16 protein-coding genes are annotated in these 16,737 nt (G+C 33.2%); 1 reads left to right on the top strand and 15 read right to left on the bottom strand.

Features of this window, described 5'->3' with window-relative positions; translation table 11 throughout:
- Positions 1–104 precede the first annotated feature (104 nt).
- Positions 105–719 (top strand): transcriptional repressor LexA, encoded by a 615-nt coding sequence (lexA, locus tag ABH959_RS12435; RefSeq protein ID WP_002087894.1) that lies wholly within the window; start codon positions 105–107, stop codon positions 717–719.
- Between the two features lie 103 nt (positions 720–822).
- Here the strand turns inward: lexA and ABH959_RS12430 are convergent, their stop codons facing one another.
- The 15 genes from ABH959_RS12430 to ABH959_RS12360 all read right to left on the bottom strand — a co-directional run bounded on the left by ABH959_RS12430 (position 823) and on the right by ABH959_RS12360 (position 16,706).
- Entirely contained in the window at positions 823–1,626 is an 804-nt protein-coding gene (locus tag ABH959_RS12430; RefSeq protein ID WP_002014437.1) for a DUF4097 family beta strand repeat-containing protein, read from the bottom strand.
- A complete protein-coding gene (locus tag ABH959_RS12425; RefSeq protein ID WP_113936921.1) occupies positions 1,627–2,169 on the bottom strand; it encodes a DUF1700 domain-containing protein in 543 nt (180 codons plus the stop codon). It lies immediately after the preceding gene.
- A complete protein-coding gene (locus tag ABH959_RS12420) occupies positions 2,162–2,485 on the bottom strand; it encodes a PadR family transcriptional regulator (protein ID WP_002066545.1) in 324 nt (107 codons plus the stop codon). The genes ABH959_RS12425 and ABH959_RS12420 overlap by 8 nt, the downstream gene beginning before the upstream one ends.
- Before the next feature lie 228 nt (positions 2,486–2,713).
- Positions 2,714–4,513: an ABC transporter ATP-binding protein gene (locus ABH959_RS12415; RefSeq protein ID WP_404492651.1), complete on the bottom strand. Its 1,800-nt coding sequence runs from the start codon at positions 4,511–4,513 to the stop codon at positions 2,714–2,716.
- An 11-nt stretch (positions 4,514–4,524) separates the two neighbouring features.
- Positions 4,525–5,712: a nucleotidyltransferase domain-containing protein gene (locus tag ABH959_RS12410; RefSeq protein WP_404492650.1), complete on the bottom strand. Its 1,188-nt coding sequence runs from the start codon at positions 5,710–5,712 to the stop codon at positions 4,525–4,527.
- Positions 5,705–6,190 (bottom strand): lasso peptide biosynthesis B2 protein, encoded by a 486-nt coding sequence (locus tag ABH959_RS12405; protein WP_404492649.1) that lies wholly within the window; start codon positions 6,188–6,190, stop codon positions 5,705–5,707. The genes ABH959_RS12410 and ABH959_RS12405 overlap by 8 nt, the downstream gene beginning before the upstream one ends.
- A 41-nt stretch (positions 6,191–6,231) precedes the next feature.
- On the bottom strand, positions 6,232–6,528 hold the full coding sequence (locus tag ABH959_RS12400; protein ID WP_404492648.1) for a lasso peptide biosynthesis PqqD family chaperone: 297 nt from the start codon (positions 6,526–6,528) through the stop codon (positions 6,232–6,234).
- Positions 6,529–7,458 carry a phosphoenolpyruvate carboxykinase (ATP) gene (locus tag ABH959_RS12395; protein ID WP_404492647.1) on the bottom strand — a complete coding sequence of 310 codons (930 nt, stop codon included), beginning with the start codon at positions 7,456–7,458 and terminating at the stop codon, positions 6,529–6,531. It lies immediately after the preceding gene.
- A gap of 136 nt (positions 7,459–7,594) precedes the next feature.
- The gene (locus tag ABH959_RS12390; protein WP_113936916.1) at positions 7,595–7,729 is read right to left on the bottom strand and encodes a paeninodin family lasso peptide; all 135 of its coding nucleotides are present in this window, start codon (positions 7,727–7,729) and stop codon (positions 7,595–7,597) included.
- Positions 7,730–7,743: 14 nt separating this feature from the next.
- Positions 7,744–9,684, bottom strand: a complete 1,941-nt coding sequence (locus ABH959_RS12385; RefSeq protein WP_113936915.1) for a lasso peptide isopeptide bond-forming cyclase — start codon at positions 9,682–9,684, stop codon at positions 7,744–7,746.
- 231 nt (positions 9,685–9,915) lie between these two features.
- A complete protein-coding gene (locus tag ABH959_RS12380) occupies positions 9,916–11,076 on the bottom strand; it encodes an aminotransferase class I/II-fold pyridoxal phosphate-dependent enzyme (protein WP_113936914.1) in 1,161 nt (386 codons plus the stop codon).
- A 16-nt stretch (positions 11,077–11,092) separates the two neighbouring features.
- A complete protein-coding gene (locus ABH959_RS12375; protein WP_113936913.1) occupies positions 11,093–11,725 on the bottom strand; it encodes an acetyltransferase in 633 nt (210 codons plus the stop codon).
- Positions 11,722–12,336 (bottom strand): sugar transferase, encoded by a 615-nt coding sequence (locus ABH959_RS12370; protein ID WP_113936912.1) that lies wholly within the window; start codon positions 12,334–12,336, stop codon positions 11,722–11,724. Before ABH959_RS12370 ends, ABH959_RS12375 begins: the two co-directional genes overlap by 4 nt.
- 238 nt (positions 12,337–12,574) lie before the next feature.
- A complete protein-coding gene (locus ABH959_RS12365) occupies positions 12,575–14,905 on the bottom strand; it encodes a right-handed parallel beta-helix repeat-containing protein (protein WP_404492646.1) in 2,331 nt (776 codons plus the stop codon).
- 262 nt (positions 14,906–15,167) lie between these two features.
- A complete protein-coding gene (locus ABH959_RS12360) occupies positions 15,168–16,706 on the bottom strand; it encodes a lipopolysaccharide biosynthesis protein (RefSeq protein ID WP_404492645.1) in 1,539 nt (512 codons plus the stop codon).
- Positions 16,707–16,737: the final 31 nt, after the last annotated feature.

Below are 16,737 nucleotides of genomic sequence, written 5' to 3'. Positions count from 1 at the left end.
GTATCATAAATTTGCCTTTCGTTCGAACTTATGTTTGTAGAATGTTTTTTCGCATGTTATACTTAATAATAAGAAAAATGAAAGAAAACGAGGTGTTAGAAAACATGGAAAAGTTAACGAAACGCCAGCAAGACATTCTCGACTTTATTAAGCTAAAAGTACAAGAAAAAGGATATCCACCTTCCGTACGTGAAATCGGTCAAGCAGTCGGCCTTGCTTCTAGTTCTACAGTGCACGGACATTTATCACGACTAGAAGAAAAGGGATATATTCGACGCGATCCAACAAAACCACGCGCAATTGAAATTTTAGGTGACAACCGAACGGAAACACAATCTGTTATTCAAGTTCCAATCATCGGAAAAGTTACTGCCGGTTTACCGATTACAGCAGTCGAAAGTGTAGAAGATCACTTCCCACTTCCAGCTAGTATCGTTGCTGGAGCAGATCAAGTGTTTATGTTACGCATTTCTGGAGATAGCATGATTGAAGCCGGTATCTTTGATGGTGATTTAGTTGTTGTTCGCCAACAACAGTCTGCATACAACGGTGAAATTGTAGTTGCTTTAACAGAAGATAACGAAGCAACTGTTAAACGTTTCTATAAAGAAAAAGATCATTTCCGTCTACAACCGGAAAACTCTTCACTAGAACCTATTATTTTAAAACAAGTGTCAGTTATTGGAAAAGTAATTGGCGTATATCGTGATTTACATTAAAAATAATAAAAAGAAGATAATTCCCTTATTTATATAGGTAATTATCTTCTTTTTATATTTTGATAGATTTCCGTTCATTCAAAAGAATGCGTTTCATTAATTATTAACGCGTTTCAATAGTAACATCTCCAGCAGCGGTTTTACCGCTAATCTTTTTACTACCATTACCAATCGTTATATTTTTATTGTCTTCATTAAAAATTGTCACGTCTCCAGCAGCAGTTTGCCCAGTTATAACTGCATCTTGTGGTTTTTCCAATAAAGTAATATCTACATCTCCAGCAGTTGAACTTACCTCTAAATCATATTTAGAATCATGATCAATAATATCTATATCCCCACTAGCCGTTTTTGCTGTTACTTTCCCTATTACTTTTTTAAAATTCACCTCACCAGCTTTTGTAGACCCCTCCACACTCTTTGCTGTTACATGTTTCAAATCCACTTCTCCGGCGAGTGTTTCAACACTTACGCGGTCACTTTTCACATTACTTATTTCTATTTGTCCAGCGGATGAATTTACTTTTATCTCTTGATAAGAACGTTCAGGTACTAATATAGTCAATGTAGGCGTTTGAAATCCGAAATTGTAAAATGAAAAATCAAATGAAACACCTTTTTCTATTTCCCCTATGATTTTTAATGTATCACCATCTTCAGCAATACGAATCTCCTGTTTACTTACGTCTCCTTTTTGCTTTACATAAAAAGAGGAATCAGGAGATTTTTGGACAACAATATCTCCAGCATCTAACTTAACTTCTACATTTTTTAGCGTTTCGTTTTTAATTACGTCCTCTTTATCTCCTTTTTCTGCAGTTTGCACTGCTTTTTCATATGTTTGTGAAATCCCTATTACTCCAATAATGATACAAGCGATAGCTACTAATAATATCTTTTTCATCATCTACTCCCCTTTTATCATTTTGAAGTTCCAGACTACATAGCGTACACATAATCTTTTAAACCACTTCGTACTATAATAAGCTACAATACATAACAACAAACCTACTCCGACAAACGTTATACTAACGAAAAGATCCAACCATATAAAAGTGCCCATAAATACTTTTACAATAACGAAAAATGGTGTCACTACACTAGCAATCCCACCGACCCAAAAAGAAAATATAAAACCGATAATTGCAACTAACGGGCCTAACACAATAATAAAATTAAACAAACTAAGTCCAACCGCTGCCATGACAGCTCTTGTCACATTTGAAGTCGACGGATCCTTTTTCATTTCATCAAATCGATACATCGCAAGTAAGTCTTTCGCAATTACTTTCGGAGAGCCAAGTCCCTTTATTATTTCTGATTCAGTTTTCCCCTCTTCCATCCCAAACTGAAAGTGCTCTTCATAATCAAATAAAATATCTTGTCGCTCTTCTTCTGGTAACTTTCTAAGATGACTTGATAATTCTTTAAGAAACCCTTCTTTACTCATCCCATTCCACCCCTTCAATAATTTCTTGAACACCTTTAGCAAAATCGCGCCACTCTGTTACTAATAAAGTAAGTTGCATCTCTCCTTGCTCCGTTAGTTGATAATATTTACGAGGTGGTCCTTCCGTAGATTCCTTTAAATACGTTTGAAAATACCCTTCTTTCGTTAAACGACGTAATAAAGGATACACTGATCCTTCCGATATTAAAAATTTATTTGAGATTTGCTGAACAAGTTCATAACCGTAACAATCTTTACGTTTCACAAGTGCCAAAACACACAGTTCTAACACACCTTTTTTAAACTGAACGTTCAAGGTCAATCCCCCTTTCTCATTCCAGTACTGTTCAATACACGGTACCTGTCATATCCATAATATACCACTTAGTATTATCCATTGCAAGGTACTCATTTATATTTACTCCCTAAATGTAGAAAACGTACAAATAAAAGCCCGAATAAGATCTTGTTATAACTGACCATTACTCGGGCTTTTATTCGATTCGAACTGTATGAATACAAAAATTCATTCACCCTTTCCCTTCTAAGAACCAACTTCCATTTGTGACCCTAACAAACTTCGAAATACACCTTTTCTCTCTTTAGCCAATTGATTAAATTCACCTTTTTGGACAATTTCACCTTTTCCTAAGACAATGACTTGATCTGCATTGCGTATAGTAGATAAACGATGCGCAATCACAATAATTGTCATTGTTCCTTTCAACCTTTCTATTGCTGATTGGATTTTCACTTCATTTTCAGTATCTAATGCACTCGTAGCTTCATCTAATACTAAAATCGATGGCCTTCTTAAAATAGCCCGAGCTAGTACAAGTCGCTGACGTTCACCACCTGAAAGCCTCACCCCACGATCTCCAATCAGTGTTTCAAGCCCATTTGGTAGCGTTTGTACAAATTCAGCGGCGGCTGCAAAACTTAATGCATCCCAAATTTCTTCCTCATTTGCATTCGGTTCAATCATCAATAAATTATCTCTTATGCTCGCATTAAATAAGAAAGGATCTTGTGGTACATAACTAATAGCCCGCCTTAATGACAATAAATTATCAGTTGTAAGGGGAGTACCATCTATTAACACTTGACCTTTTTCTGGCTGGATTAATCCCATTAATACATCAATTAATGTACTTTTTCCTGCACCAGAATGCCCCACAATGGCCGTCATACTATTTATTGGAATTTTTACATTAATATTTTGAAGTGCGTATAAAGATTCTTGCTTATTATAACGAAAGTGAACATCCTTACACTCAATACCTTGTTCAATACAAATCGGCTTTATTTGTTTGTGCTGATGTATATCCTGTATTTCAATCGCTTCCTTACATTCCTCTTGCAACTCCCATAATGACTTAAAAGCAGGAATACTTGCAGCTAGTTGTTCTAAATTTGATTGAATCGTCATAAATCTTGGCCACAATCTGGAAAAAATGAGAATGATTAATAATAATTGGGTTGGTTGCGATTGAAATAGTTTAACAGATATAAAAACGAGCAATGCTATTAAAACAGATGATGCAGCTCTATAAAAAAGTTGTGATTTATTTTTCAATCTCATAAACCCCAATTGCTCGCTCTCTATTTTTTGACACCAATAATATAACCATTCATACCTAGACTCTTCTAGCGTATTACTCTTAATATCTTTAATCCCGTTAAAATGATCTGTAATACCAGCAAGATAACTTTTGGATATCTCTGTCTTTTTATTTCCTAAATCTCTAAACTTTTTTATAAAACCTCTCAACAAAAATGCAAGTATTAGACCCGCAAATAGTACAAAAATCGTTATTGTTGCAGAGAGCCATAATGCAATACCAATTTGGATGAAAGTAAATACTAAGGCGGTTAACATTTGAAAACACAAATTTGTCCCTTGTATGATTCTTCCTAACTCTTCAGTTAAAGAGTTAATCAAGTCAGACTTTCTCTTTTTCACAAAGAATTCCCAATTCACTTTTAGTAGAGAACTATATGTTTCTAATCTTATATAATTTGTAAAGCGAATAATAATCTTCATATTTTGAAGACTCAAATGTTGTTGTAGAAACGCTTGAAAAACTACTAGAAAAATATAGATACCTAAGATGAGTAGTAAACTTATTGTTCCAGGGATATTATGAAAAAAACTAAACATCTCCATAAAGGAACTCGAATCACTTTTCATGTTTACAACTCCACTTACACTTATCATTGGAATCAATAAAAGTATCCCCATTCCTTCCAAAAGACTCACTACTGTCATCCCTAATAAATTTATATATAATTTTTTCCCAGCAAAAGAATGTAATTTTTTCATAAAATATAAGAGGTAGTTCAATTTTTATCCTCCTATGAGAATACATATTTTTTCGTTTTTCTCCAAGCACATAAAATAGGTCGTAAAGGAAAGTATAGAAAATGAAGTGACTTTGGTAACGGTAACGTCTTTGCATCAATTGGATAGGGATAAAAATGACTTATCATAAATACAACCCTTTGCCTATTTGACATTAGCAAAAATAGATGTCGACTGTGATATTCTGCTACATCATCCGGAACAGGAGGTGTATGCAAGTTTATCTTTTGCTTCAAATAAAACAATGCTCCTTTCGCTAGCCGCTTCGTACGACTCCGATTCATCAACCCTATCATTTCCTCGATAGTTATGGCATTTAAAAGTTCGCTAACTAAAATTAACGCTTGTCCTCCCACATTCTCATTTTGATATTTTTTAAATAACTTTTTAATAACTGGCCGATTGAGATCTTGCTTTAACATCTGATGAATATCAACTAACCAACGTAATCGAGACCAACCATGACGCGCTCCATGAGAAACAAGAAACCAAAATAAATCCTCTCTTCCTAACATATAAACAGGATAACTTCCCAGCAAGCTCTTCCTTTTCCTCTCCCAAAGCGCTTCAAAATTTGGTTCTTTCCCAGGGCCAGGGTGTAATCTCCAATGAATTTCTACTTTAATATGCTTCTGATGATGAAAAAATGTTACATGATGATGTCTCCATTTCCAATCATTTAATATTGTTTGAATGTACTCATCTTTCACATAACCTTCTTCCACAAGGAGTTTCTCCACTTTTTCTAACTGTTGAATCGGAATAAGAATGTCCAGATCACAAGATGTACGTAAAGAAATATCACCATATAGATCATGCGCAAGTATTGGCCCTTTTAAAAAAAGTGTACGAATCTCATTTCCAAAAAACATTTTACTCAACCGTTCCATTTCAGCACTCAAATACAGCATTTGAAAAGTATTCTTTTTAAACTGTTGGTACAACAATTCCACTACACAATCAGGTATCCGTTCTTCTCCTATGCCTTTTAATTTCGAATATATGCTTGGGTAAACACGGTGATGCATTGCAAGTGCAACAAACTCATGCCAATCAATATCCAGCAGCCATTCACTTCGATTTTGAAATCCATCATCACCATCTTCCATTTTCAAAATCTCCAAAAGCAATTTTAACTCCTTAGAAAAATCATCTGTGTCTAGACAGAAACTCTTATGCATCGTAGTCTCCTTTTTTTGGATTCTTCTCATCTATTTTCTTTGCAAATGTACTAACAACAGTAAATTGATCCATACTTTCCATTCCAGTAATATAAAAAGGACCACTACGTAACCACGCATGAGCGACCAGCTTTCCATCCTTATCCTTTGCAGTTCCAAAATATAAAGTACTTTCTATTCGTCGCCTCTCTAACATTTTCATTGCGGCTATCGATTTCTCAAAACACATACTGTCCCATAAAGTATGCTGGCTCACAATTTGTATAGCCTCAGAAACTCTCCCGATTATTGGTTTATTAAATTCTATATAACTTAAAGGTGTTTCTTCCATATGAATACCTAAGGCCGATGAAACTTTAGAGAATGGCATTACCTTTAAAATCCGTGCCCATCCTAAATACATACATGCCTCTGCAAATAAAAACATTACCTGCCTATCTAATGAAATAAAAGCCCCTACTTTTCTCAACATTTCCATATCCTCCTACTTCTTTTCGAAAATAAAAGAATACACTAAACTTATTTACTGACCTCAATTAACCCTTCCTCTAATAAAATCTCCAAATAAGATACCACTTCTTTCTCACATTTCGATTGTTCTACCTCATATTCTAATGTTAATTCCTTAACCAATTGAGTAACTGCTAGTGGTTTCTCAATTAATCCCCATATAACCCCTCCTAAATCACCTAAATTGTAATATTTACCATTCCGTATACTTAACATTACTTTCTCCCCGTTCATATCGCTTACTATATTCCCTTGAACTTGTGTAATGAATTGATTTAATGAGATACCTTGTTTTTCCATAATCACTCATTCTCCTTTGTTTATAGTATTTATTATGATATCAACTAGTTTCGGTGCACTGAATCTAGAAATCGGTCTACACAACTGATACATATTAACTTTACTTAAAATATCTGCTGATTTGTTAAAGTGCCATTCCGTTAGCCCTAAATCATGAATAAGAAAGTTGCGAAAAGTATGTCGGAATAAAGCATAAAAACGCTCCAGATTTTCAATTTTTTGGACCTCTATTTCCTCACTTTCCGTTTTCACCAATTCAAATATACCTGCCAAAGGCAATATTTCACTAAAGTATTGAGAGGTAACTGGAACACTATACTTCTTCTCTCGACCACATATGGATTGATACTTTCCTATTTCCATTCCAAAGTTGGTCAAACTATCCTGCCATAACTTCTGTTGAGGATAAGAAGGGATAACTATCGGCGCATATGTGTCTTGCGAAAAAGATACTGCAATCACATCATCACTTAAAAACTGATATCCTTTTTTTATAAACCCTGACGCTAATGTAGACTTTCCTGCACCTGAATCTCCTATGAATGCATATGCTTTTCCGTTAATCACCACTGCACTACCATGCAATGGAAAAACCTTCCTTTGCATTAGTATTGCACCCATACAAGTTCCAAGAATCCAAAGTCGAATCATATCTTCTTCATACTTTTCCAAAGGTGAAACAGTTATCGTCTTTCCACCTTGTATCGAAAAAATTACTACATTAGGAACCTGAAACATAACTCTGTTTTCATCGACTATAAAAGTCCTTTCTTTATCTGATAAGTCAAACCAAATTTTTGATAGATCTTCTATTTTTATTTCTACATCTATTTTGTCTAGTTTATTATTCGCATAAGGTAATTCTGGTAGAGGAATATCACTAACAACCGACAAACCAAAGGCTTGATACACCGTTTCCTTCTGAATTATTAGCATCCTTTTCACCTCCTATTTAGTTTTATGTTAAAAACCCTTATATTTTTTCATATAAGGGTTTTTTAACAACAACCGGTCATATAAAATCTAAGTAGATTCGAATAACTAAATACACTCAATAAAAAACTCTTTTCACCTAACTCCAAGTTAAATCATCTCGATCTGTTCCTGCCTCATAAGTATGATCAAGATGTCTTCCATTTTTCGGATCAAGCATTGTCATATTCACATCAAGCACTTCTAATACAGGTGTTTTCCATTCTTTTTTCATATTATCACCTCCTTTCAAACAAATTTTTTCATAAATCTATATAATATTAAACAACGCATTAATATCTTATAATTCGGATCAGTTGCATACTCCGGTCGAACATCTCTGCTAATTTCAGATAACGCTCGCTTAATTATCTTGCCATCTATAAATTCTAAAATCCTTTCGTCTTCACTAAGCTGCTGTAACTCCTCTATTACCATATCCCAATACGGAATCATTCGATGAAGCCAATCGGCTCCTTGAACACCACGAACTCTTTGATTTAATCTAACTTTATCTGGCAAATACTTTTCAGTAGATTTTCTAATAAGCGCTCGATCCAGCCCATTTTGAACAAATTGTTTCTCTGGAACAGATAAACAAAAACGAATTACACGTATGTCATTAGTAGGATCACGTGTCCATAACGAATAATATAAAGATAATTTACTTCCTAATGTACTAGTTGCGTTCCAATGAAAACCATCTTCAAAATGTCTAATTCTCCGTTCGTAAATATTTGTGGTAGCAAACCATCCCTTTTGATCTAATCCGTAATTTTTGAGTTTATTAAAAACATCTGTCCTCTTTGCAAATTCTTGATTAATGAATGATGGAATTTCATACGGTTCACCCATCGGAAATATTTGATCAATAAATGGAAATGCTACTCTTGCAACAACGGGTATTCTTCTTAATCTAGCCCCACCTGCATTTTTACTGTACTGATGTAATTCATAAATAAGACGAAACCATTTCATTCTTTTCAGTAAAATTGCATAATAATCTAAGGCAGCTCCCCAAGATATACTTAAATTACCTCTTGCCCCACTTAAAAGCACCCCAACTTTTTCTTCTTGTCCTTTCTCATACATCCCCTTCAACCAAAAAGAATTTTCGAAAAATTTATACGGCATCTCCATCATTTCTAATAGACTATCAATTTCAGAGAAAGAATTTTTCTCTTTAAAATCTAAATAATGCGCTTTAATTCCGCCTACGTATTGGACGGTTGATTGAATAAATGTCCTTTCATCTGGCATTAAAGACTTAGGAGTATAATCTTCAAAATCATCCGAAGGAATATAGCTGAATGTATGCAATTGTTTATTTTCTGTACTTAACGCCTTTACAGCGAAACTAACAACTGCACCAGAATCTAGCCCACCACTTAAATGAGCCCCAATTTGACGATAAGTACGTGTACAAGATGTTACAGCCTGTTGAAAAACTTCTTGAAACGCTTCTACATACTCTTCATCTGTCTTGAGCTTTAACTTCTGGCCCAAGTCCAAAGTACAATATTTTGTTAACTTTATCTTACCTCTGTCAATTGTAATGCTGTGAGCTGGAGGTATTTGTTCTATTTTTTTATAGGGTGTTATTGAGGTATCTACCGTATCAACTACTGTTGAAATTGCTAAATACTCAGCAATCCATTGTTCGTTTAATTCTCTTCGTATATAAGGTAATGTTAACAAAGGACTTATCGTCGTACAAAAAACAACCCGTTGCTTATCATAGTAATAATACAGAGTTCGACTTCCTGAAAAATCTCTAGCTCCAAATAATTTTTGATTACGTTCATCCCAAATCATAAAAGCAAAATTACCGACTAAATATTTTGGAGCATCTTCTCCCCACTTTTGATAAGCTAGTAAAATTAATTTACTATCAGGTATTACCTTTCTCTCGTTATAATTTACTTGCAACCTATCAAATAGTTCATTTCGATTATCAATAATTGCATCTGCTGTAATCACTAATTTTGCTGTTTCATTATAGTAAGGTAACTGTTCACCAATAGCTTCTGGTGTAATCCATTGTGCATGACACCCAAAAAATGTGTTCTCTTTATGGAAAATTCCAATGTCATTAGCAGGATATTTATATAAACAATCCATTATCCTTCTTCCATGCTCAATTAATACGGGTTCATTAGTAAGATGAACAATACCAGTTATTGCGCTCATGTTTTCCTCCTAATATATAAGGAATTTCTATAAATACTGCTTTTATATTTATTTCGTTAAACATACCCTTATATCATTCTTTTTAAAGAACAAAAACATTTATTCTCACACTTCCTCCATTATATGGTCCTATAAATCAGTAGATTACGGGTATGTCAAAACTACTATCATGCACTTATTTTCATTATAAAGAACAAATTACAATGCCTAATTTCATTCTTATTTGTTGTTTTATTTGCTTTTCTTTAACACTACATTTAAAACACACTGAATCACCCGTTGTTGATCTTCGATTAACATATTAGATCCTGAAGGTAAACAAATTCCACTTTGAAACAGACACTGCGACACATCTTCATTTTTGCTATGCGGATAATACTTCTTCCTTTTAAAGAGCGATTGTATATGCAATGGCTTCCACATAGGACGCGCTTCAATATTTGCTTCCTCTAAATCCCTCAATAAGTTCCCAACAGAGATCCCGGATTCCTTTTCATCAATTGTTAATGTGGTAAGCCATCGATTCGAGCGAGTATTTTCTAATTCAGGCATAAAATAAAATCCTGGTATGAGAGATAACTCTTCGTAATAACGTTTATATACAGATCTTCTAGCTCTCACCCTGTCTTCTAACACTTCTAATTGTCCTCTTCCAATACCAGCCAATATATTACTCATTCGATAATTATACCCTACCTTACTATGCTCATAATGTGGTGCTGGATCCTTTGCTTGTGTTGCTAAAAATCTCGCTCTTTCTAACGCTTCCACATCATCAGAAATTAACATTCCACCGCCCGAAGTTGTAATAATTTTATTTCCATTAAATGAATAAATACCAAATCTTCCGAATGTACCACTTGCTTTTCCTTTATATGTAGAACCTAGGGATTCTGCTGCATCCTCAATTATGGGAACACCATAATGATTACAAAGCGAAAGAATTTCATCTAATTTTGCACTCTGACCATATAAATGAACAAGAATGACAGCCTTAGGTAATTTCCCTGCTTTATCAGCATCATGCAACGCAAGTGCTAGAGCTTGTGGTGACATATTCCATGTTTCCGGTTCCGAGTCAATAAATACCGGTTCTGCTCCCAAATAAACAATCGGATTCGCACTTGCTACAAAAGTGAAACTTGAACAAAACACTGTATCACCCTCTTGAACGTTTAATAATCGTAAAGCTAAATGAATGGCCGCAGTACCTGAACTAACCGCAGCCCCACCTTTAACTCCTACAAAAGAAGCAAGCTCTCTTTCAAATCCATCTACATTTGGGCCTAGAGGCGCAATCCAATTTGAGTCAAAAGCATCTTTTATATATTTTTGTTCATTTCCACTCATGTGTGGAGAGGAAAGATAGATTTTCTCCTTATTTTTTATCATCACTCTTCATCTCCTCTTAATTTACTACATTAATAACTTTTGCTGGAATACCAGCAGCAGTACAATTAGATGGAAAATCATTTATGACTACAGAACCAGCTCCAACAATAGACCACTTACCAATTTGAACACCTGGAATTATAGTAGCTGATGCTCCTATATGTGCCCCCTCTGCTATAGTGACAGAACCTGTAAGTGTAGCATGTGGTGAAATATGAACAAAATCATCAATTATATTATCATGTTCTATTATTGAGCCCGTATTTATTATAGTATGGTTACCGATGAACGTATCCGCATTAACAACCACATTTGGCATAATTACCGTTCCGTTTCCTATATTAGCATTTGAACTTATAATGGCTGTTTTATGAATTAAAGTAGCATATATGCTACTTTGTTGATTTAATATTTCTGAAATTTCTCTTCTTATTTTATTATTTCCTATAGCAATCACGAGCCTTACATCATTAAAATTATTGATAATTTCCCTTGCATCTGCAATTGCTCCAAAATAAAGATTGTCTACAATATTTATCCCTGTGTACAAATCATCTAAATAACCGACTATTTCATATCCTTCATTTGATAAGATTATATCCCTCACAACCTTGCTATGCCCACCACATCCTATTATTAAAATTTTCATTTTCCCTCCCCCTTTATTTCTATTTTCCCTCCAGTAAATCTCTCCATTGTCACATGCCCTACATAATTTATTCCCTCTGTTTTAAATACTTTTAATATTGTAAGTACAATTATTTTCAAGTCTAATAAAAAAGAGTGATTCTCCACATACCATACATCCAATTCAAATTTTTCTTCCCAGGTAATCAAATTCCTACCATTTATTTGTGCCCATCCCGTAATTCCTGGTTTTACATTATGCCTTTTAGCCTGTTTACTAGAATATAGGGGTAAGTATTCCATCAATAATGGCCTTGGACCTACTAAACTTAAATCACCCCATAGAACATTCATCAGTTGGGGTAACTCATCTAAACTATATTTTCTAAGAATTGCCCCAAAAGTAGTCAATCTATTTTGATCTGGAAGTAATTCCCCATCACTCCCCTTCTTATCTAGCATAGTTCGAAACTTATAAACATTAAACGGTTTTCCATGTAGTCCTGGACGCTGTTGCTTAAACAGTACAGGAGATCCTATTTTCAGCCTAACTAAGATTGCTATAACAAGAATAGGAAGCAAACATACAAATAATAACAATAAAGAAATACATACATCAAAAATTCTTTTCATGTACTATCCTCCTTACTCATTTACGTTTAATACCCCTAGGACCATTTAAAACTTTATATGCAATTAAACAAAACAAAAGGCAACTACAGTTAGTTGCCCCTTGTTTTGTTTAATTACGTCATCTTTCATTAATTCTATCTCATCAAATAGTTTAAACATAGCTAGCCTATGTGAATATTTCCATGCGATATCACTGCTTATTTACAAAGGACCCGTTACTCCATTAGTTTCTATAACTTTACATGTATGGATCAAAGACGCCATTAATATAATTATCCCTTTTTATATGTTCATCCCTTAACTTTATAACTACTGTGTCCACAATATTATCTTTAAAAATCAAAGTAATTGAGGATGAAATTTGATTTGCATTCACGCCTATCATACTTTTATTTGACCTAAATATATTATTTTCTATTAACATAAACTCACTCGTAAATGTTTCATTCCAAAAATTCATTATACTGTCTGTCGATTCCGAATTAAGGTATTCAAATGCATTATTATTAAATTCTATTCTTCCCCCAATGTCCCATAAAAAAAATGCTGAGCCCCATCTTCCACCTCTAAAATTACTATTTTTCACTTTTAGCATCGCTATCCTTTGAGAAGACTCAACAGTAAACAGATTATAAGCATCCCAACTAAATGAACATCCATTAAATTCATATTCTGCTTGAGGAGTTTTTGTAACAAATGATATTGTACCGCTGTTCTCAAATTTACATCCCGTATATACTCCTGGTGGTAAATTCGTAATGATTCCTTGCGGGTGTTTCGTATCTATAAAAGCAATATTATTTAATCTCCATCCATTTTTCATACCAGGTGATACGCCTGTCAAACTTGTACCCTCTACAGCCCCTCCTTTAATAACACAATTTGATATAGTTTGCGGTTCTGCTGAAAAACCAATTATTGAACCCAACTGTGAAAAAGAATGAAATAAATCTCGATCACTAAAAAATTCACATTGGTTCACTTGAATACAATATGCTTTATCTCTTCCCATTAACAATGCGCTATTATGGAAAATACAGTTACCAATAAGCGCTTCCTTATCTCCTTGATCTATCGTGACTCGAGTAGCATACATTTGATTATTCGTAAAAGTTACTTCTCCGCTTAAAACACAACTTACTTCCCTTAAGTGATTATTGTTTATAATCACTTTCTCTACATTTTCACCTACTACTAATGAATTATTAGCTAATTTATTTTGAATGATATTAATATATCTACCACCGACTACAACAACGTTATATCCCTGATTATCATATATGTTATTACGCTCAATGTTTATATATTGATTTAATCGATATCCATCTTCAATATCTATTGCTCCCTGAGGTGCTGTACCTTTCATTTTGTAAATTTCACAATCTCTAATATAAATTTGTTTCGCTCCAGATACACTTACCCCAAGCCTTCTACAATCATGTATTTTACATTTTTCGATAAATACATTTCGGGAAAATTCTGGAATTCTAACAGTTATTTTACAACCGTTTTCTGTAGGTATTGTACCTTGATGAAGAACTATTTTCGCATAATCTGCTTCTTTTGGAACACTCACTTCTTCAAAAAACTTTACTCTATTCGCAGCCGTTACAAAAGTATTATCAGCTTTATAAAATAACACATCATATAATTCTGTATATATTTCTGAACCAATTCCACCATAGCCATCTCCATACAAACCGAAATATCCCCATTTTATAATGCTACTATGATGTAAATCTATTTTTAAATTGGATCTAATTTTATTATCATCTACTATTAGGGAACCATTGACATCACTAATCCCCCCCACTTCAAATGTACTGGCAAAATCATATTCTCCAATTTGTCCCCATGTACTTTCCATTGCTATCCCATCGCCAGTACAATTTAAAATTTCCATATTATCTATTGAAATATAATTCATATTACTCCCCTCAGCAGGAGTAGTATTTCCTACTTCAATCCCATATCCCCATTCATGAGTATGAGGAATCGTTGTATAATCGTGTGTATCTTTATCTCCTTCAACCCTTCCATTGGTAACCCGAGAAAATTTTTGATTTCTTTGATATCGTACGATTGCATATTTAACTAATCCATTACTTCTTATTTTTAAAGTTGATCCACCTAAATTTAAAGTCATAAAACTTTGTGGCTCAATTGGTGTATTTTCATCAATTAAATATGTCCCCATGGGTAAAACAACTTCTATAAATCCTTGTTGAAATGCCCATAATAATGCATTATTAATCCCTTTAGAAGTATTATCCGCGTCCGTTCCATCATTTTTAACATTCCATCTCTCTAACTCAAGAAAATACGTGCCCGAAACCACATTAGCAGATTCTGTTTCTCCAATCAGTGATTTTCTAGAATTAGAACTTCCAAATGTATTGCTTTTAAGTTTACTTACTAACCTCTCAAATTTATTCTCCGTTGATACTTTTATATTCCCTTTTTTCGTCCCAATAAATAACTCACAAGTATCTATACAAAAACAAAATTCTCCCTCGCTTAACACAGGAAGATTCCCTTTTAACACACATGTCACTTGAAATTTTGCCATGATTTATATAACCTCCAACTAAGATAGAAGTTGAATTTTCACAGAAAATTCAAACTTATACCAGTGCATAGGGACAAATATTTTATATTCTGCTTACATACGTATCCCTTTAATAGAATACTATGCATTATATAAATGCTATGTTAGGGCTAATGATTCACGTTTTCTAATTAATATCAAGTTTCATTTCATACTAAGAGGCTTCAACAACAATATACTTACTTAATAATTCAAACCAATATAATATCCATAATTTTTATACCTAAATAACGTTTCGTTTCTTTTTAATTTGTAAAAACATCACACTAAAGATATTTCTTATATAATGAAATTCTGTGCTTTTATAAAAAATTAAAATGTATATTACATTTGGTACTAATAAGCAAATCATACCTTTTCCGACTAACGAAATAAAGGTACTACCTTCTATGAAATAATTACATATACTTGTAGTAATGAAACCTGTCACGACAGTTAAAAATATATAAAATACATATGCTGTGAAATACTTCCAAACTGATTTCTTAAAAAGATTTTTATATACAATATAAGGCTGAATCCAAAGTACCGTAGTAATTGTACTAATCGCCGTTCCTATGAATATACCTACCAATCCTAACATTTTAGCTAATAGAATGGATAAACTTAAATTGATTATCGCTTCAACTAATGGAATATACTTATCTTGTACAAATAATCCCGCTTTATTTTTAAAAATAGCTATCGCGGTTCGCATCCCTGTTAAATAAAAGTTTATGAGTATCACTACAAAAACCATGTTATTTAATAAATACTTCTTATCAAGCCACCACCCTATAAATGGCTCTAACAGATTAAATAAAAATATGGTACAAAAAGAAAAAATCCAAAAATTCACTAAATAAGTCACTTTAAATATTGCATAATTTTTGTCACTATTCTCAGTTGCGATTAGATTTCCTACACTTGCTTCAATACCATTTAATATAGGATTTACTACAGCTGCTAATTGATTTATTATCATTGTATAATTCGAATATATCCCGACCGTAGCAAGACCTACAAAAGATGAAATCAGTATATTATCCGTTCCAAATACAATATATCCTCCAATATTATGCAAAAACATCGCCTTTACATTTATAATTAATTTTTCTTTCGTATCATTATCTATAGAATACTTCTTTTTTGTCTTTATATAAGAATAGTTCTTATTCACAATCCTACCGTTTACGACATTTTGAATTACATATATACTCAACTCTATAATTAAATACAATATATAATTTTTTGTGTACATTAGTATAAATATTTTAAATATTGTAGTTACCACTTGGAATAAGAGATCCACCCTAGCCAATATGTATCCTCTTTGATCAGCTTGTATTAAAGACCTCTTGTGAGCATTTAAATAAGTAACGACATTTTTCACCACGAATATCGAATAGATTATCGCAACATTCGATATAGACTCCCCATCTTTCATTAAATAACTTAAAAAGGGATATATCATAGCACTTATTACTAAAATAATGATTGCTAAAATCTGATAAATTTTTTTATATAATTGAACAAGGGCTATAATTTTATACTGATTATTTTCTGCCAATGGTTTATACAAATTGTATACTATACTCGCTCCTATGCCAGCTTCAATTAACGCTAACATGGATAATACATTAATTAACAAACCATCTATCCCTAAATACTCTATTCCTAAACTATCCAAAAAAACTTTCCTAGATATAAAGCCTAGAATAACAATAACTATTTGAGAAAATATACTTATTGCTATGTTTTTAATTGAATACATTGTTCGCATGATTAATCCCCTTCATTAACTAGATCATCTC

The sequence above is a fragment of the Bacillus sp. RC51 genome (genome assembly GCF_044908115.1).
Lineage (GTDB): Bacteria > Bacillota > Bacilli > Bacillales > Bacillaceae_G > Bacillus_A > Bacillus_A mycoides.
This window is presented reverse-complemented; position numbering and strand designations above follow the sequence as displayed.

Bases quoted from the DNA above. Each gene is read 5' to 3' on its own strand.
- lexA (WP_002087894.1), top strand. From the start codon at position 105: ATGGAAAAGTTAACGAAACGCCAGCAAGACATTCTCGACTTTATTAAG.
- ABH959_RS12430 (WP_002014437.1), bottom strand. From the start codon at position 1,626: ATGATGAAAAAGATATTATTAGTAGCTATCGCTTGTATCATTATTGGA.
- ABH959_RS12425 (WP_113936921.1), bottom strand. From the start codon at position 2,169: ATGAGTAAAGAAGGGTTTCTTAAAGAATTATCAAGTCATCTTAGAAAG.
- ABH959_RS12410 (WP_404492650.1), bottom strand. From the start codon at position 5,712: ATGCATAAGAGTTTCTGTCTAGACACAGATGATTTTTCTAAGGAGTTA.
- ABH959_RS12405 (WP_404492649.1), bottom strand. From the start codon at position 6,190: ATGGAAATGTTGAGAAAAGTAGGGGCTTTTATTTCATTAGATAGGCAG.
- ABH959_RS12395 (WP_404492647.1), bottom strand. From the start codon at position 7,458: ATGCTAATAATTCAGAAGGAAACGGTGTATCAAGCCTTTGGTTTGTCG.
- ABH959_RS12390 (WP_113936916.1), bottom strand. From the start codon at position 7,729: ATGAAAAAAGAATGGAAAACACCTGTATTAGAAGTGCTTGATGTGAAT.
- ABH959_RS12385 (WP_113936915.1), bottom strand. From the start codon at position 9,684: ATGAGCGCAATAACTGGTATTGTTCATCTTACTAATGAACCCGTATTA.
- ABH959_RS12380 (WP_113936914.1), bottom strand. From the start codon at position 11,076: ATGATAAAAAATAAGGAGAAAATCTATCTTTCCTCTCCACACATGAGT.
- ABH959_RS12375 (WP_113936913.1), bottom strand. From the start codon at position 11,725: ATGAAAATTTTAATAATAGGATGTGGTGGGCATAGCAAGGTTGTGAGG.
- ABH959_RS12370 (WP_113936912.1), bottom strand. From the start codon at position 12,336: ATGAAAAGAATTTTTGATGTATGTATTTCTTTATTGTTATTATTTGTA.
- ABH959_RS12365 (WP_404492646.1), bottom strand. From the start codon at position 14,905: ATGGCAAAATTTCAAGTGACATGTGTGTTAAAAGGGAATCTTCCTGTG.
- ABH959_RS12360 (WP_404492645.1), bottom strand. From the start codon at position 16,706: ATGCGAACAATGTATTCAATTAAAAACATAGCAATAAGTATATTTTCT.